General features: G+C 65.2%; 21 protein-coding genes. 11 read left to right on the top strand and 10 right to left on the bottom strand.

Annotation, left to right across the window (positions count from 1 at the left end; translation table 11 throughout):
• From AC0WRY_RS19100 to AC0WRY_RS19085, 4 genes are all read right to left on the bottom strand, one after another.
• Positions 1–822 (bottom strand): GNAT family N-acetyltransferase, encoded by an 822-nt coding sequence (locus AC0WRY_RS19100; RefSeq protein WP_491120428.1) that lies wholly within the window; start codon positions 820–822, stop codon positions 1–3.
• The gene (locus tag AC0WRY_RS19095; protein WP_491120426.1) at positions 809–1,846 is read right to left on the bottom strand and encodes an NAD-dependent epimerase/dehydratase family protein; all 1,038 of its coding nucleotides are present in this window, start codon (positions 1,844–1,846) and stop codon (positions 809–811) included. The genes AC0WRY_RS19100 and AC0WRY_RS19095 overlap by 14 nt, the downstream gene beginning before the upstream one ends.
• Before the next feature lie 26 nt (positions 1,847–1,872).
• Entirely contained in the window at positions 1,873–2,643 is a 771-nt protein-coding gene (locus AC0WRY_RS19090) for an ABC transporter permease (RefSeq protein WP_194408316.1), read from the bottom strand.
• A gap of 102 nt (positions 2,644–2,745) precedes the next feature.
• Entirely contained in the window at positions 2,746–3,393 is a 648-nt protein-coding gene (locus AC0WRY_RS19085) for a TetR family transcriptional regulator (RefSeq protein ID WP_491120424.1), read from the bottom strand.
• Between the two features lie 100 nt (positions 3,394–3,493).
• Here AC0WRY_RS19085 and AC0WRY_RS19080 point away from each other — a divergent pair, with 100 nt between their 5' ends.
• From AC0WRY_RS19080 to AC0WRY_RS19060, 5 genes are all read left to right on the top strand, one after another.
• Positions 3,494–4,498: an ABC transporter substrate-binding protein gene (locus AC0WRY_RS19080; RefSeq protein ID WP_194402352.1), complete on the top strand. Its 1,005-nt coding sequence runs from the start codon at positions 3,494–3,496 to the stop codon at positions 4,496–4,498.
• Positions 4,499–4,771: 273 nt separating this feature from the next.
• Positions 4,772–5,470: a septum site-determining protein MinC gene (gene minC, locus AC0WRY_RS19075; protein ID WP_194408315.1), complete on the top strand. Its 699-nt coding sequence runs from the start codon at positions 4,772–4,774 to the stop codon at positions 5,468–5,470.
• 19 nt (positions 5,471–5,489) lie between these two features.
• On the top strand, positions 5,490–6,305 hold the full coding sequence (minD, locus tag AC0WRY_RS19070) for a septum site-determining protein MinD (RefSeq protein WP_194402351.1): 816 nt from the start codon (positions 5,490–5,492) through the stop codon (positions 6,303–6,305).
• Positions 6,302–6,583 (top strand): cell division topological specificity factor MinE, encoded by a 282-nt coding sequence (gene minE, locus AC0WRY_RS19065; protein WP_097660833.1) that lies wholly within the window; start codon positions 6,302–6,304, stop codon positions 6,581–6,583. Before minD ends, minE begins: the two co-directional genes overlap by 4 nt.
• A 207-nt stretch (positions 6,584–6,790) precedes the next feature.
• Complete coding sequence (locus AC0WRY_RS19060; RefSeq protein WP_194402350.1) at positions 6,791–6,976, top strand: hypothetical protein; 186 nt, start codon at positions 6,791–6,793, stop codon at positions 6,974–6,976.
• A 19-nt stretch (positions 6,977–6,995) separates the two neighbouring features.
• Here AC0WRY_RS19060 and AC0WRY_RS19055 read toward each other — a convergent pair whose 3' ends face one another.
• Both AC0WRY_RS19055 and AC0WRY_RS19050 read right to left on the bottom strand, forming a co-directional pair.
• On the bottom strand, positions 6,996–7,247 hold the full coding sequence (locus tag AC0WRY_RS19055; RefSeq protein ID WP_491120420.1) for a hypothetical protein: 252 nt from the start codon (positions 7,245–7,247) through the stop codon (positions 6,996–6,998).
• A 108-nt stretch (positions 7,248–7,355) separates the two neighbouring features.
• Positions 7,356–7,745, bottom strand: coding sequence for a hypothetical protein (locus AC0WRY_RS19050; RefSeq protein ID WP_194402348.1), 390 nt, complete (start codon positions 7,743–7,745; stop codon positions 7,356–7,358).
• 130 nt (positions 7,746–7,875) lie between these two features.
• Here AC0WRY_RS19050 and AC0WRY_RS19045 point away from each other — a divergent pair, with 130 nt between their 5' ends.
• Positions 7,876–8,661 carry an SDR family NAD(P)-dependent oxidoreductase gene (locus tag AC0WRY_RS19045; RefSeq protein ID WP_491120418.1) on the top strand — a complete coding sequence of 262 codons (786 nt, stop codon included), beginning with the start codon at positions 7,876–7,878 and terminating at the stop codon, positions 8,659–8,661.
• Here AC0WRY_RS19045 and AC0WRY_RS19040 read toward each other — a convergent pair whose 3' ends face one another.
• Both AC0WRY_RS19040 and AC0WRY_RS19035 read right to left on the bottom strand, forming a co-directional pair.
• Complete coding sequence (locus AC0WRY_RS19040) at positions 8,662–8,892, bottom strand: DUF6894 family protein (RefSeq protein WP_194402346.1); 231 nt, start codon at positions 8,890–8,892, stop codon at positions 8,662–8,664.
• Positions 8,893–9,274: 382 nt separating this feature from the next.
• Positions 9,275–10,333 carry a hypothetical protein gene (locus AC0WRY_RS19035; RefSeq protein WP_194408314.1) on the bottom strand — a complete coding sequence of 353 codons (1,059 nt, stop codon included), beginning with the start codon at positions 10,331–10,333 and terminating at the stop codon, positions 9,275–9,277.
• A gap of 345 nt (positions 10,334–10,678) precedes the next feature.
• Here AC0WRY_RS19035 and AC0WRY_RS19030 point away from each other — a divergent pair, with 345 nt between their 5' ends.
• The gene (locus AC0WRY_RS19030; RefSeq protein ID WP_194402345.1) at positions 10,679–11,296 is read left to right on the top strand and encodes a L,D-transpeptidase; all 618 of its coding nucleotides are present in this window, start codon (positions 10,679–10,681) and stop codon (positions 11,294–11,296) included.
• Positions 11,297–11,339: 43 nt separating this feature from the next.
• Here the strand turns inward: AC0WRY_RS19030 and AC0WRY_RS19025 are convergent, their stop codons facing one another.
• Positions 11,340–11,771 (bottom strand): COG4315 family predicted lipoprotein, encoded by a 432-nt coding sequence (locus AC0WRY_RS19025; protein ID WP_491120415.1) that lies wholly within the window; start codon positions 11,769–11,771, stop codon positions 11,340–11,342.
• Between the two features lie 117 nt (positions 11,772–11,888).
• Positions 11,889–12,353, bottom strand: a complete 465-nt coding sequence (locus tag AC0WRY_RS19020; protein ID WP_194402343.1) for a MarR family winged helix-turn-helix transcriptional regulator — start codon at positions 12,351–12,353, stop codon at positions 11,889–11,891.
• A 104-nt stretch (positions 12,354–12,457) separates the two neighbouring features.
• Here AC0WRY_RS19020 and AC0WRY_RS19015 point away from each other — a divergent pair, with 104 nt between their 5' ends.
• The 4 genes from AC0WRY_RS19015 to AC0WRY_RS19000 all read left to right on the top strand — a co-directional run bounded on the left by AC0WRY_RS19015 (position 12,458) and on the right by AC0WRY_RS19000 (position 16,473).
• Positions 12,458–14,380 (top strand): FAD-binding monooxygenase, encoded by a 1,923-nt coding sequence (locus AC0WRY_RS19015; RefSeq protein ID WP_491120413.1) that lies wholly within the window; start codon positions 12,458–12,460, stop codon positions 14,378–14,380.
• 156 nt (positions 14,381–14,536) lie between these two features.
• On the top strand, positions 14,537–15,553 hold the full coding sequence (locus AC0WRY_RS19010) for an SH3 domain-containing protein (protein ID WP_491120411.1): 1,017 nt from the start codon (positions 14,537–14,539) through the stop codon (positions 15,551–15,553).
• A gap of 194 nt (positions 15,554–15,747) precedes the next feature.
• The gene (locus AC0WRY_RS19005; RefSeq protein WP_194402340.1) at positions 15,748–16,026 is read left to right on the top strand and encodes a hypothetical protein; all 279 of its coding nucleotides are present in this window, start codon (positions 15,748–15,750) and stop codon (positions 16,024–16,026) included.
• 12 nt (positions 16,027–16,038) lie between these two features.
• Positions 16,039–16,473, top strand: coding sequence for a hypothetical protein (locus AC0WRY_RS19000; RefSeq protein WP_491120409.1), 435 nt, complete (start codon positions 16,039–16,041; stop codon positions 16,471–16,473).
• Positions 16,474–16,501: the final 28 nt, after the last annotated feature.

Below are 16,501 nucleotides of genomic sequence, written 5' to 3'. Positions count from 1 at the left end.
CTATCCGAATTCGGGGCCGGCGACGGCAAACGGGGTTTCCTCACTCGTGAGGGTGGTGGGGCCGAACCGCATGCGCTGAAACGGGCGCTCGACACTCCAGCCGGTGGCCGTCAAGCCTTCGAGGAACGGGGCTTGCGACGCGACGGCGTCGAGCAGCAGCGGGCCTGTCTCGGATCGCATGATCGCGTCAACCAGAGCCAGGGCTGCCGCGGCATTGTCGGCAAGCAACGGACCGATATGGCGGGCGGTCCGGCCGTCGCGCACCAGCGCGATGGCGCCGTTCGCGGCGACGATACGCGAGCCGGAGCGCTGCACGAAGGCGGAGAGGAGTGCGGTCCGGTCGAAACCGGTGGCGCGCCAATCGCGCGCACGAAGCGCATCGAGCGTGGCGGATGATATTGGCGGTGCTTCGGCCCGCGCAGGCTTCACCAGCTTCAGGCGGCGCAATTGCAGGGTCGGCATGAACCCCAGCGGTCCGTAGACGGCCGCGCCGTCGGGCGTGGCATCGAGCCAGCTGGTCAGGCCGTTCTTTCGTGCCGTTTCCAGGCAGGCGTCGACGAGACGGGTGGCAAGGCCGCGGCGGCGATGCGTTGTTGAGACCAGCACCATGCTGATCCAGGCATTGTTGCCGGAATAGGGCAGCAAGGCAGCGGTTGCGACCAGCCGCATGCCGTCACGAATGCCGAAGACGATCCCGTCGCGCAGGAAGATGCGCCAGTCCTCCTCGGTCTGGTTCCACCGCGCTTCCGTCGACAACGCCAGGCCTGCGATCGCGTCGTCGACGCCGAGCTTGATGATGGGCGGGGCGTCAGTAACGGCCATCGCGTACCTCGTATTTGGTCGGCTTGCCGAGGCTCGGCATGGAGCGCGAGACCCAATCCGCGGTCCAGGCGATCAGCTGCTCGGTGTCGACGACGGGAAGGCCGAACAGCTCGACCGCCTTGGAGGTGTCGGTTAGCCATGCGGTCGGCTCCTCCTTGCCCGTCAGCACCGGGGCGCGGCCGAACCTCGCGCCGAATTTCTGCGCGAGATCGCGCACCGCCAGGATCTCGTGGCCGCTGACATTGATCGGCGAGGTCGGTGTGGTGCAGTGGGCAAGGCAGCGCAGCGCCTGCGCGGAGGCATCGCCCTGCCAGATGAAATTGACGTGACCGAGGCTGACGTCGATCGGCGTGCCCGCGAGCACCTTCGTCGCGATGTCGTGCAGCACGCCGTAGCGCATGTCGATCGCGTAATTGAGGCGGAACAGGCGTCCGGGCGTTGCGAATTTGTGCGAGAAATATTCGAACATCCGCTCGCGGCCGACGCAGGATTGCGCGTATTCGCCGGGTGGGTTCGGGGCCATCTCCTCGGTCGAGCCTTTGCCGTCGACGGGCACGAACGGATAGACGCAGCCGGTCGAGAACGCCACGATGCGCGAGGAGGGGAAGGCCTGTGCGACCAGCGCGGGCACATGCGCGTTCATCGCCCAGGTCAGCGCCAGATCGCCCTCGGCCCCGAACTTGCGGCCGGCCATGAAGACGACGTTCGGCGCCTTCGGCAGTGCCGCGATCGCTTTTTCGTCCATCAGGTCGCAGCTGATCGTTTCGACCCCGCGCGCGTGCAGCCAGTCCTTCACGCCGGCCTCGCTGAAGCGGGCGACGCCGATGACGCGGCGTTCGGGCGCGGCGGCTTTCGCGAGCCCCGCCAGCGTCGGCCCCATCTTGCCGCCGACACCCAGGATCATGATGTCGCCCTCGACCTTCTCGAGATCGTCGATCAGGGCCTGCGTCGGCCGGCACAAGAGATCGTCGAGGGCTGCGATATCGGGGATGGTCTTCGGCAGCGTCTGGCGAGTGAGCAGCATGGTTCTGTCCTTTAGGTCTGCCGTTGCTAAGTCTGCCTGGCGTCGCCGACCACGAACATGCGTTCGAGGGCGAGGACGAGGCCGTAAAGCGCGACGCCGAGCAGCGTCAGCAGCACGACGGCCATCACCATCGCGGGCGTGTCGAGCGAGGACTGCACCTGGATCATGAGGTAGCCGAGCCCGCGCTCGGAGGCGATGAACTCGCCGACGATGGCGCCGGCCACCGCCAGGATGGCGCCGACCTTCATGCCGGAGAAGATGTAAGGCAGCGATCCCGGCAGCTGGATCTTGCGGAATAGCGTCCAGCGCGAGCCGCGCAGCGATTTGACGAGATCGAGCAGATCCGGCTCGACCTCGCGCAGGCCGCGCGCGGTGGTGAGCAGGATCGGGAAGAAGCAGATGCTGAACGCGATCAGGATGTTCGGCACGATGCCGTAGGAGAACCAGACGATGAAGAGCGGGCCGAGCGCGACCTTCGGGATCATGTTCAGCGTCACGAACAGCGGCAGCAGCACGAGGCTGAGCAGCGGTGCCCAGCTGAAGATCACCGCGAGCGCGACGCCGACGAAGGCGCCGAGCGCGAAGCCGCCGAGGATCTCGACCGCCGTCACCAGCGTGTTGGCGCCCCAGGCATAGCCTGCGGTGCCCAGGGTCTGCACCGTCGCGAGCGGCGAGGGCAGGATGAATTTCGGCACGTGGAAAGCGTCGACCGCGACCTGCCAGAGCACGAGCACGGCGAGGTGCACGATCAGGATGATCGCAAAGCTGCGCGAGGTGCGTGCCCCGTCTGCTGTCACCACCGCTTGCTCCCTGTTGGTGCGGCGACGATGCCGCAAATCTTCAGCCTAAGCAGTCACGAGCCTAGCCGCCTTCGGGGAAAGTTTCAACCAATTGGTTGATTAGGGCCGGAGCGACTGCAGCACCAGATCAGCGACATGGCGGCGGCGGGCGCTGCGCTGGCTGCGGCTCGACAGGTCCTTGCCAAAGATCGCCGACAATGTCGGTGTGTTGGAGAAGAAGAAATAGCTAAGGCCCGCAATGGAGATATAGAGCTGGACCGGGTCGATCCCCTTGCGGAACACGCCCGCGCGCACCCCTTCGTTGAGGATATGCGAAACGCTCTTCACGAGCGGGGAGTGCATCGCTTCCAGCCGCGTCGAGCCGCGGACGTGGCGGGCGCCGCCGCGGTTCTCGTCGTTCAAAAGCACGATGAAATCGGGGTTTGCGGCCAGATGGTCGAACGAGGCTTCGATCAGGTTGCGGATTGCCTTTTCCGGCGGCAGGCCTTCGAGGTTGAGCTTGCGCTCCTGCTCGCGGATGTCTTCATAGACCCATTCCAGCACGGCGAGGTAGAGCGCGTCCTTGTCGCCGAAATAGTGGTAGACGAGCTGCTTGTTGACGCCGGCGCGCATCGCGATCTCGTCGACGCGGGCGCCCGCAAAGCCGTGCCGGGCGAATTCCAGGCGGGCCGCGGTGAGCAGCTTCTTGCGGGTGGCGACGGGGTCGCGGCGCTGCGGCACGGTGTCGCCAGATCGTTTTGCGGGCATTTCCAACCAAACAGTTGACAAGTGGAGGGCGGGCTTGTTGCATTGGTATCCTCACGAGGGGAGAGCGACAAGCCGGGTCGCTGGCATGAGGAGAGATGCGATGAAGCGTTTGCAGGCGGCTGTTGTGGCCCTGATGCTCGGTTTGCCGGCGCTGCCGGCGAGCGCGGGCGAGGCGGTCAACCTGATCCTCAACTGGACGCCGACGGCCGACCACTCGCCGTATTATTACGCCAAGGCGCAGGGCTGGTACGAGAAGGCGGGCATCGACCTCTCCATCGAGGTCGGCAAGGGCTCCGGCGTCTCCGCCGCCAAGGTGGGCTCGGGCGGCTCGCCCTTCGGCGTCGCCGATCTCGCCACCATGCTGGTGGCCAAGAGCAAGGGCGCCGACACCGTTGCCGTGATGAGCGTCTACGCCAATACCGGGCAGACCTTCTATTGGCTGAAGAGCTATGGCGTGAACGGGGTGAAGGATTTTGCAGGCCACAAGATCGGCAATCCGCCCGGCGATGCCTCGCGCGTGATGTGGCCGGCCTTCGCCAAAGCCGCAGGGCTCGCGCCGGACTCCGTCGGCTTCGTCAATGTCGGGCCGACCGCGAAGATCGCGGCCCTGAAGAGCCACACCGTCGACATCATCAGCGACTTCTACAACGAGCACGACCTGAAGGTGATCGAGTTCGGGCCCGACCTCGGCTACGTCAACTGGAAGGACATCGGGCTCAATCCCTACGGCAATTCGCTGATCGTCAATGGCGCGTATTTGCAGAAGAACCCGAAGGTCGTCGAAGACTTCGTGCGCGTCACGCAGAAGGCCTTTGCCGCCTGTGTTGCCGACGCCACGCCGTGCCTGAAGGCGCTGCTCGACCAGGTCTCCGGTCTCGACAAGGAGAACCAGGAGCGCCAGTGGGAGCGCATCAAATTCCTGATGACGGACGAGTTCACCACCACCAAGGGCCTCGGCTGGATCGACGGCGAGCGGATGAAGAAGGATTACGAGCTGGTCCAGACCTATCTCGGCATGGAGAAGCCGTTCGACGTGACCACGGTGTTCACGACCAAGATGCTGGATCCCAGTATCAAGATGGATGCGAGCAAGGTGAAGAAGTAGAGGGCAGCCGTTGCCCCGTTCTCCGCACGTGCCCCGGACGCAGCGCAGCGTCCCTTAGACGGTGCGCTGCAGGGCCGGGGCCCATTTTGCCGAGAGCATGATCCGGGAGGGGAGACGGCTCTGCGCAGCAGCGTTGCACGCTGCAGCGCGTCCGGGACAAGAAAGCGGCTCCAGCCTGCCCATCCCCCACGTATTCCCACGGAGAATTAACCGGCCGTTAACCATATTCGCCGCATCGTTAACCATTCAATAACAGGGAACGAGTCGGCCGTGATGGAGGCTGCAGTCAAACCTCAACGCCAAATGGTGCGCCTGCGCGGGCGCTCCTACGTGGCTTTCGTGTTTACGCCAACGGTTCCGGTCCAGGACTGGCTGCAGGAGATCGACACCACCATCGCGCGCTCGCCGGGCTTCTTTGCCGGCCGGCCCGTGGTGATCGACCTGTCCTCGGTCGATCTCAGCCAGTCCGGCATCGGTCATCTGCTCACCAGCCTGCAGGACCGCAACATCCGCGTGCTCGGCATCGAGGGCGTTGAAGAGGCAAGGCTGACCCCGATGATGCCGCCGCTGCTGTCGGGCGGACGCAGTTGCGTGGTCGAGCCGAGCGCGCCGAAGAAACCCGAGACCAAGGCCGAGGCCAAGCCGACCTCGCTGCTGCTGGAAAACCCGGTGCGTTCGGGGCAGACCGTGATCTTCCCGGAAGGCGACGTCACCATCCTGGGTTCGGTGGGCTCCGGCGCGGAGGTGGTCGCCGGCGGCTCGATCCACGTCTACGGCGCGCTGCGCGGCCGCGCCATGGCGGGCGTGAACGGTCACACCAGCGCGCGCATCTATTGTCAGAAGATCGAAGCCGAACTGCTTGCGATCGATGGATTTTATCAGACCGCCGACGATATCGACGCCGCGCTCCGCGGCCGGCCTGCCCAAGCCTTCCTGCAAGGCAACACAATGCGAATTACCGCGCTGAACTGACCAGAAGGAGATTTCAGAGATGGCCAAGGTACTGGTCGTGACATCAGGCAAGGGGGGCGTCGGCAAGACCACGACGACCGCCGCACTGGGAGCGGCGCTGGCGCAACGCGGCGACAAGGTCGTCGTCGTCGATTTCGACGTCGGCCTGCGCAACCTCGACCTCGTGATGGGGGCTGAACGCCGCGTCGTGTTCGACCTCATCAACGTGGTGCAGGGCGTTGCGAAACTCCCGCAGGCGCTGATCAAGGACAAGCGGCTGGAGAATCTCTGGCTGCTGCCGGCCTCGCAGACCCGCGACAAGGATGCGCTGACGGAAGAGGGCGTCGGCAAGGTCATCGACGATCTGCGTGCCCGTTTCGACTGGGTGATCTGCGACAGCCCGGCCGGCATCGAGCGCGGCGCCTCCATGGCGATGCGCTTCGCCGACGAGGCAGTAATCGTGACCAATCCGGAAGTCTCCTCGGTACGCGATTCCGACCGCATCATCGGCATGCTCGATTCCAAGACCGTGCGGGCCGAGAAGGGCGAGCGCGTCGAGAAGCATATTCTCATCACGCGCTATGATCCCTCCCGCGCCGCGCGCGGCGAGATGCTGACCATCGAGGACATCCTCGAGATCCTCGCAACACCCTTGCTCGGCATCATTCCCGAGAGCCAGGACGTGCTGCGCGCCTCCAACGTCGGCACGCCGGTGACGTTGTCGAATGCGGAAGGTGCTCCGGCGCGGGCCTATATCGACGCGGCGCGCCGGCTGTGCGGCGACACCGTGCCGATGCAGGTGCCGACCGAGCGCAAGGGCTTCATGGATCGCCTGCTGCGACGGAGGGCTGCATGAGCATGGGTCTGCTTCGGCTTCTCCGCGGCAACAAGGCCTCTGCACCCGTCGCTCGCGAACGGCTGCAGATCCTGCTTGCCCATGAGCGCGGAATGCGTGGCCAGCCCGATCTGCTCGGCGTGCTGCGTGAGGAAATTCTCGCCGTCGTGTCCAAGCATGTGATGCTGGACCCGACCAAGGTCATCGTCCGGCTCGAGCGCGGCGACGAGGTCTCGACCCTCGAGGTCGATATCGAGGTGCCCAACGATTTCGAGCGCAAGAAAGTGGCGGTCGCGTAGGGGCACGCGGCCGACGACTCCCAGCTTTGGGGTGGGTGAAGGCGGTCCGCCGGGCATGGCGGGCCGCCTTTGTCGTTTGGGTACTCACATTCTCGGGGCCGCCGATGTGATCGACGGTAAGGGGAACGCCATCGGAGGCGAAATCGTTGTCGAAGACCGCGGGAGAGTCGAGCCAGACCCCGCGGCCTCATCAGACGGAGAGCGCCCATGATGTCCGAGGTCCAGGTCCACACCGTTGCGCGGCAGATGCTCGAACAGCACGGTTTTGCTGCGATCGCGAAGGCCGCCGAGCAGGCCCAGGCCTGCGAGGGCCGCGGCGAGGCCGACGAGGCCAAGGAATGGCGTCACATCGCCGACGCCATGAAGATCATGCGCGGGCCTCACCATAGCTGATCGCCGGACAGGAAGCGGTTCAGCGTTCCTCGCGGTCCGATCCCGGTGAGCGGGATCGATGCTGCGTTTGCGGCTGGCCGCGCTCGCCTGTCTCCTTGCACGGGAGCTGTTCCCACGATCCGTCCGGCGCCTGCTGATAGGCGCTGCACGATGACGACGAGGCCGTTTTGTCTTCGGCCTTTTGGGCGTCTGAATTCCTTGCCTGTGCCGGGCCGGCCAGCGCTGCGCTCACCGCGAGCACGCCGGCGACAATGAAATGCGTCAACCGCATGAAGGTTCTCCTGTGTGAAGAAGCCCGCATGCTGGCCGGGAATGTGACGATTGTTGGCCGAAACGCAGGTTCCGTCGCGGTGTGCTTAACGCTGCGAGCGCCAGCCTGTTAGCCGCCCTTGGCGCGGATCAGGCCGGCGAGGTTGGTCTTCTGGGCCTCGCACCAGGTGGGCATGCCGAGGCGGCGCTGGTTGAGATCGGTCGCCTGGGTCGCCACCGCCACCTCAGCCATCAAATCGTCATCCTGCTTCTCGCCCATCTTGCCGCCGGTGTGCATCCAGGCGATCGCCTTGCGCACTTTCTCGGTGGTGCCATCGGGCAGGTGCATCTGCTCCGCCTTCTGGACCAGGTCCTGGTAGACCACGTCCGTGCCCGGGCATTCGACCTTGGCGGCGAAGGCCTGCAGCACCAGGGTCACATAGGTCGAGCGTGGATGGTCCTCGGCTTGGGCCGGAGCGGCGATCAGCAACAGGCCGGCCATCAGGAAACCGTAGCGCATCCTAGGTATCTCCTCCATTTTTTGGGGAGGCTAGCGTCCGGCGGGCTGCTCCGCAATGGCGCCGGGTGCGAATTTGTCGCTTCCCGCTGCGGTGCGCTATCGTGGCCCGTATCCCGCCTCGGAGAGCGACATGAGCCTGTTCAGCACGCCGTTCGATCCCATTCGTGACACGGCGCTCGTGACCGGCGCGGGCAATGGCATCGGCCGCGCGATCGCGCAGGCCTTGGTCGGCGAGGGCGTCCGGACCGTGTTCGCCGATGTGAACGCCGAGCGGGTGAGAACCGCGATCAGCGCCAGCGAGAAGCCTGAACTGGCGGTACCCTGGGTCGGCGATCTCGCCGAGCTGGAGGCGTGTGACGCACTGCTTGCCGTCGCGCATGCCGCCTTGGGCGAGATCACGCATTTCGTCCACAGTGCATCGCCGCCGCGGCGGGAGGCCGATCATGCGCTCGTGGTCGATCGCAGGACCTGGCAGCAGATGCATGCCGTCAATCTCGATGCCGGCTTTCACCTCGGCCGCGAGCTCGCAAAGCGGCTGATCGCGGCGAAGCGGCCGGGCTCGTTCCTGTTTCTCACCTCGCTGCATGCGGGCACGCCGCGCAACCTTCCGCATTATTCGACGGCGAAGGCGGGGATGGCGATGCTGGTGAAGGAACTGGCCAAGACGTTTGGCCGCTACGGCATCCGCGTCAACGCGCTGGTGCCCGGTGCGATCGCGGCCGGCGGGTTCGTTGCGGATCCCGCGCTGGCGCGGCACATTCCGCTCGGGCGTCTCGGCGAGGCCGGCGACCTCGCACCTATGGCGCTCGCGGTGCTGTCGAACAAGCTTTCCGGTTACGTCACCGGCGCTGCCTTTGTCGTCGACGGCGGCTTGTCGCTGACCAACTGGTTCGAGCCGCCGGCATTCGACGAATAGTCAGCGCTGCCAGGCCGGCACCGGATCGAGCGGCGTGCGATAGAGCTCGTTGTCGTCACGATCGGTGACGCGCACCGCGCAACCCTTCTGCTGCAGCTCCGGCTTCACTTGCGACAGCTCGCATGCGAGTTGATCGGCGCGATCGGAGGCAACCTCGATGTCTTCGAGAATGATTCCGCCCTGGTTCCTGAACTCTTCACCAACCACGAGATCGAAGGAGTAGTAAGGCATCCGAATTCCCCGATGTGACGACCCAGCTTCAAAAACAAGTCTTCAATGGAAATCTCGACACATCCGGGATGGTATCACTGAGTCGATATCTATCGAATGAACAGGTCGCGCAATCTCTGTGCTTATGGCGCAGAAATGATGTGCAGCATGCGGGGTCGTTAAGAGTTTATTAAATACGCGGCGCAATCATAAGGCATGGAATTGCAGCAGAACCGGGCTCCGGGAACCGGCAGCTGCAAGAGAAGGCCGCCGGCATAGCTCCCGACGGCCTTTTCTCTTGAGCGAAAAATAGCGCTTTCCGTAATCGCCCGGACTCAACGCATCACATCGACTCGGACAGCATACGCGACGTCGTTGCTGTGCACCGTGCTGTTGCGCGCGTCTAGCGCAGCGGCATCGGCGGACGCACGACCGGTCCGTCGTCATCGGCAACGGCTTGCGTCGTGGTGACAGGTGCAGCCGGCGGCGGCATTGCGGCGGCTTGCGAAGGCGGCGGGGGAGGCGCGAGCGGCGCGGGCGAATAGGCGGGCATGTAGGTCCGCGACACCACTGGTTTCGGTTTATGAACTGCCGGCGGCGCCGGAGGCTTCGGCGGCAGCGCAGCAGCGCGTGCGCGCGGATCGACCGGCTTGGCCTCAGCGACCGGTTTTGGCGCGGGCGGCTTCGCCATCTCGCGCGCCATCTGCTCCTGTCCGGCCTTCAACTCGGCGATGTTGGCCTTGAGCTGCTCGATCTGCTGCGCCATTGCAGCAAGGTCGCGCGTCATCGATTGCACCGACTGCACTGCATCGGGCGGCGTTGCCGCAGGCATGGCTGTCGCGACCTGTGCCACGGGCGCCGTCGCGGTCGATTGATCGGTGGTGGTTTGATCGGTCGCCGCTTGGCTTGCGGGCGGCACGGCTTGCTCCGCAGGCGCTGCGGCCTGCGCGGGCGCGACCTGCGCGGTCTGCGACGTGGAAGGCAGCAGCGACCTCAACGACGCCAGGGCAGGCGTCCATTCCGCGAGCATCTGTTTGGCCGTATCGCCGTGCTTCTCCCAGGCGATGGTGGCGGCCGCACTGCCTCCCGCAAACAGAAACGTGACGAACGCGCCGCGCAACCACTTGCGCACCGCGGATCGCTTCGGCCGAACATGGTCATCGCTCGCTGCGACGCGTACGGCCGTGTCGACCGACGGCGGTGCCGCCGTCTGCGGCTCCGAGACGGGCGCGAACCTCGGCTCCAGCGAGAGCCTGGGCTCCAGAGAGATTTTGGGTGGCGGCGCGAATTTCGGCTCCGGACGGGGCGTGACGTCAGGCGCCAGCGTGGGTGCAACGCTGACGGGGCGCGAGGCCAGTACAATGTCGGGCGAAATCTGAATCGCGTCGTGCGGATCGTTGTCCTTGACCGTGTCCTTCACGATCTCATCGACGATTTGCTTGGGGTTCAGCGTCGCGAGCATCGCCGCTCCTTTAAAGCACAGGCGTTGAAGCCCGGGTGTTAAGTCCTGGTCGTCCGCATTGGCGCGAGCCGATCTGTTGAGGTGAGCCCATCAATCCGATGCGCCCGGCCCGATGACCCCACGAGTCCAGCCGGATTTGACCAAAGCAAGGCGAGGGGATGGAGATGATGCGACGCTCTTCCGCCGTTTGTGGTGATGGAACCCAGTTTTTCGAACACGCGCACGTGTTTCCCGTTGCCTTGTTTTCAGCACGATTTTGGCAACATCTGGCGATGCTGGGGGTGCTGCTATCCGCTACAGGGGCCGGCGGTGCCAAGATCTCTCATCGCTTTATTCGCTATCGCCATGCTGCCGCTGGGCGGCTGCATGCAGACGACGCTATCACCGTCGACCGACGCGAGCATGACGCCGCGCGACCGGCAGTTGCTCGCGCATACGCCGTACGCGCAGGCGAACGTGCCCGAGCAATATCTCCGTCACATCGTCGACTATCACCGCAAGGAGCAGCCCGGTACCATCCTGGTCGATACCGATGCGCGCTATCTCTATTACGTGCTGCCGGACGGCAAGGCGATCCGGTACGGCGTTGCGGTCGGCGAGGAAGCCATGGCGTTCTCGGGCGTGGCGCGGGTCGGCCGGCTGGCGGAATGGCCGGACTGGGTTCCGACGGCGGATATCCAGGCGCGGCTTGGACCTTATCCGGCGCGCGTTCCCGGTGGACCCGCCAATCCGCTGGGTGCGCGCGGCATCTATCTCTATGCGGGCAACAAGGACACGCTCTATCGCATCCACGGCACCAACCAGCCCGAATATATCGGGCAGGCGATCTCGTCCGGCTGCATCCGGATGCGCAACGAGGACGTGATCGATCTGTACGACCGGGTGAAGCTCAATTCGACGGTCGTGGTGCTGCCGCCCGGACAGAGCGCGCGGGCCGAGACGGGTGGAAGCTGGCGCGGGTAAGCAGAGCTTACGCGCGTTCTGACGTTACGTGGCCGATCTCGCGCTAGTTTTCAGGCCGTGCGATCCGCCATTGCAGCGTCGTGGCGTTGCCATTGGCGTCGCCCGGCGCCTTGTCGGCGGGCGAGGTGTAGAGCGGACGGTAGCGGTACGCCCACATCCTGCTGCCGTCGTTGCGGCTGATCACGGTGAAATCGCCGATGGCCTTGGCGTCGGACGTTGCCGGCAGCGGCACCCAGCTCTCGGTGCACTTGCCGTTGCAGTTCGAGGTCTTTCCGGTGGTGTCGCGCTCGTAATAATAGAGCGTCATGCCCTTGAGATCGACGAGCTTGGGACCCTGCTTGGTGATGACTACCTTCGCGGGCGCAGTCGTCGCCTCCGGCTTCGGCGGAGGAGGTTCGCCGCCGCCATGGCCGTTCGCGAGCGCATGGCCGGTCGAGAGCGCGATGGCCGCGGCCGCAATGAGACACCTGAACATCCGAACCCCCGCCCTGCAAAGTTAATCGCGCGTTAATCGCAGAATGTTGCGGACCCTAGCAGGCGAAGGTTAGTTCCAGGTTTCGCGGACCTCAGACAATTGCAAATAGGGTTCGTATCATACCGGACTATCGCGCAGCGGTGCGCGGCTCAAATCGTTGCCGGCGGCGATCGCCTTGCGCAGCAGCCGCATCAGCTCTTCGCCCTCTTTCGCGCTGAGGCCACGCAGCATGATGCGCTGCGCCGATTCCACGGCCGGTGTGATCTTGCGCAGCGTGCGCCGGCCCTCGTCGGTGATCTCGAGCTCGCGGGCGCGGCGGTCGCGGCTGGAGGCGCGACGCTCGGCAAGACCCTTCTGCACGAGGCGGTCGATCACGCCAGTGATGGTGGTGCGGTCATAGGCGATCAATCCTGCGAGCGTCACCTGGTCGAGCCCCGGATTGGCCTTGATGGTCGCGAGCGCCGCGTATTGCACCGGCGTCAGGTCGAAGCCCGCATCCTCGACCTCGGCCAGGAACACGGCGACCGCAATCTGCTGGAACCGGCGCGCCAGATGCCCGGGCATCTCGTTGTTGTCTTTCACCGAATTCTCCTCCTCGGACTGGGACGGTCGGATCGTTGACAAGTATACTGATAGTCAGCATACTGATCAATATCCAAACAGAACGTTCGCGGGGAGAGGTGCTCATGCAATTCCATCTCAATGGATTCCGGCCGGGCGACCCTGAAATCGCCGATCCCGCCGAGCGTGTTCAGGCGTCGGGTGCTGCGGGCGCCGTGCCTGACGAGGTCGATGTCCTCATCGTCGGCTGCGGGCCGGCCGGCCTCACGCTCGCCGCCCAGCTCGCGCAATTCCCCGACATCAAGACCTGCATCGTCGAGCAGAAGCCGGGCCGGCTGCTGGTCGGGCAGGCCGACGGCATCGCCTGCCGCACCATGGAGATGTTTCATGCCTACGGCTTCAGCGAGCGCGTGCTGAAGGAGGCTTATTGGGTCAACGAGACGACGTTCTGGAAGCCGAACGAACGGCTGCCCGAGACCATCATCCGCAGCGGCCGGGTGCAGGACGTCGAGGACGGGCTGTCTGAATTCCCGCACGTCATCCTCAATCAGGCGCGCATCCATGACGGCTTTCTCGACGTCATGCGCAAATCACCGGCGAAGCTCGAACCCCATTACAGCCGCCGTCTTCTCGACCTCCAGGTCGATCCGGCCGCGGGGCCTGGCGATCATGCCGTGACCGTGCGCCTCGAACGCGTCGACGCCGGGAACAAGGGCAAGGTCGAGACGGTCAAGGCGCGATATGTCGTCGGCTGCGACGGCGCGCGCAGCACGGTGCGCAAGTCGATCGGGCGGGAACTGCACGGCGATTCCGCCAACCACGCCTGGGGCGTGATGGACGTGCTGGCGGTGACGGATTTTCCGGACATCCGCTTCAAGTCGCTGATCCAGTCGGCGAAGGACGGCAGCCTGCTGATCATTCCGCGCGAGGGCGGTTACATGGTCCGCATCTATGTCGAGATCGCCAAGCTCGAGGTCGGCGAGCGCGTCGCGAACCGCAACATCACTGCCGACGACGTGATCGCCAAGGCGCAGCGGATCCTGAAGCCGCACACGCTCGAGGTGAAGGAGATCGCCTGGTGGTCGGTGTACGAGATCGGTCAGCGTCTGACCGACAAGTTCGACGACGTGTCGGACGCGGAGATCGCAACGCGCTTGCCGCGCATTTTCATCGCCGGCGATGCATGCCACACCCACAGCCCGAAGGCGGGGCAGGGCATGAACGTCTCGATGCAGGACGCCTTCAATCTCGGCTGGAAGCTCGCCGCCGTGCTGCGGAAGCAGTGTGCCCCACAGCTGTTGCATTCCTATTCGGCGGAGCGCCAGGCGGTCGCGAAAGAGCTGATCGATTTCGACCGCGAATGGGCGGGCATTCTTGCCTCCGCCGCCAAGGCTGGCGGCGCCGATGCCGCCAGGACCCAAGACTATTTCGTGCGGCACGGCCGCTACACCGCGGGCACGGCGACGCATTACAGGCCGTCGCTTCTCACCGGCGCGGCGTCGCATCAGCACCTCGCGCAAGGCCTCGTCATCGGCAAGCGCTTCCATTCCGCCCCGGTGATCCGGCTGGCTGACGCAAAGCCGGTGCATCTCGGCCATGCCGGGCAGGCCGATGGCCGATTCCGGATCTACGCGTTTTCCCCCGCGGAAGTTCCTGCCGCCGCAGGCTCGGCTATTCGCGCGCTCTGCAATTTCCTCACCGAGGCCAGGGATTCGCCGGTCAAGCGCTATACGCAAGGTGGCGCCGACATCGACAGCGTGATCGATCTGCGTGCGGTGTTTCAGCAGGATCATCGCGAGCTCGCCGTCGAGGCGATGCCGCCGCTGCTGCTCCCGCGTAAAGGGCGCTACGGCTTGGTCGACTACGAGAAGATGTTCTGCCCGGACCTCAAGAGTGGCCACGATATCTTCGCCATGCGCGGCATCGATCGCAAAGCCGGCTGCATGGTCGTGGTGCGGCCTGACCAGTATGTCGCGAACGTGCTTCCGCTCGACGACTTTGCCCGGCTTGCATCGTATTTCGACGCGTTCATGCTGCAGGTCGACTGACGGTCCGGCAGCGCAGATGACGCGTTGCGCCGATGAACAACGGATGAATATTGAACCGCGAGCCGCACGCGCTTCAATCTTTCTATGCGGGCGGCCCTCGCTGACGGAACGCCCGTTCCGTCAGCGCGTTCCGACTCGAAAGAGGAGGAATACGCCATGAAGTTCAGGAGCGTTTTGATTGCCGCATTGCTGCTCGCGCCAACAGCCGCACTGGCCGCGCCGGGCATCGTCACCGTCTCGACCGGCTTGCGCGCCGGACCGGGGCCGGGTTTTCCACTCGTCGACCGTGTCCCCGAGGGCGCCCGCGTCAACATCCATGGCTGCCTGCGCGGCAATGCCTGGTGCGACGTCAGCTTCTCCGACGATCGCGGCTGGGTGTCGTCGCAATATCTCGAATATCTCTATCGCAACCACTACGTCTATCTGCCCGACTATGTCGAGGAGATCGACGTGCCCGTCGTCCCATTCGTACTGACATCGTACTGGTCGAGCTACTATGCGGGGCGTCCCTGGTACCACCGCCACGCCTACTGGAATAATTACTGGAGCTCGCACCAGAGTGTCGCGACGCGAATGACGCTTGATCCGCGTGCGGCCCGGATCGGCCGCGCGGCGACGCGCGATGCGGCGGTTGCTTTGGAGCGGGAAGGCGTGCGGGGCAAGGGCGGCGCCGCGATCTCCGGACGTAACGCCGCGAATGCGCGGCCCGACGCTGCGATCGAGACGCGCGACGCTGCGAAACGCGATACCGCTGTTGCCGCCGACCGGACGCGTGCCGGACGGAGCGAGCGCATCGCGCATGAGCGGATCCAAGCGCGGACCCAAGAGCGGACCCGAGAGCAGACGCAGACGCGCGATCCGCGCGATGTCCAGGCGCGCGTGATGCATGAACGGGCCGCGAGCCGCGCTGCGGTGCGCGCCCAGCCGATGACACGCGCGCATGAAGCACCTCGAGTGTCCGCCGCGCCGGCTGCGCGAGCCGCGATGCCGCATGTCGCGCAGCCGAATGTGAGCCACGGCTCACCCATGAATGCCCGTGCGCAAATGCCGGCGCCCCGTGCCGCTGCGCCTGCAATGCCGCACGGCGGTGGCGGCGCTCCGCACGTCAACGCCGCACCTCGCGGCGGCGGTGCCCCGGCCGGCGGCCCGGGCGGCGGTCACCAGAAGCACTGAGAAGCTCCAACGAAAGCGTCAAGTAAAGCTCTAAGGAAAGCCCGGCTCTCGCGCCGGGCTTTCTGCTGGATTGATCCGGGTTCCGTGCGCGTACAATTTAAGAAAGTTCTTCGCGGGCAGATTTCATCGATCGTAAGATGTGTACCCAAAGATGTAAGCATCCACTCGGGGCAGCGGGGCACGGGAGGATGAAGATGAGACAGAGCCAGGCGGAGACGCGCCGCCAGAATGTCGCGAAGCGGTCGATGACCAAAGAGGCCAAGCAGCTGGCCGGTCTGATTGCGGGGTTGCGTGAATCCCTCGAAGGGATCCACAAGGAGCGGACGAGCGCGAAGCTCACCGGCGCCGAGATGGGCATGCTCGACGAGCGCCGTAACAATCTGCTGCTCACCATTGCAGCCCTCGATGACCGCCTCTCGGCGGTGCAGGGACTGATCGATCTCGGTCGCCCCCACATCATCCGCGTGCATTAGCGGAGCTCGGACATGGGACGATCGGTTCCGTCGCTGATGCGACGGACCGGCTTCCGGCCGCCGACTCAGCACGACATGAAGACGGCGCCGCGCCGTCGCAGGCGGCCAGCCTGCGACGGGTGGAATCGCGTTCCCGTGGGCACGCGCGATGCCGAACGCCGGCGCCATGCCTGCGGATGGCACCAAATTGCCACGCTCCCGGCGAATTGCCGCCGCAGCCCGCTGCCACGAGGAGGTCGGGTGCAGGGCGACGCAAGGGGATGCGAATTGGCCTACAAGATGATCGCAGAACGCGACAACGAGAAATACAGTTTCGCCCGCGAGAGCCGGTTGCTCATCGTGGCGAAGGCAAAGGTGTGGGCGAGCGAAGGGTGGCGGGTCGTCGTCACCGACCAGGACGGCAAGGCCTATGCGCCGCCCGAATTCGATCAGCTGTCGGCGGCGTGACCGACGGGCTTCGCTCGAAAACGCTCTG

It is taken from the genome of Bradyrhizobium sp. T-12, from assembly GCF_058314695.1.
Note: the sequence above shows the minus strand (reverse complement) of the source record. Positions and strands in the feature narration are given on the sequence as shown.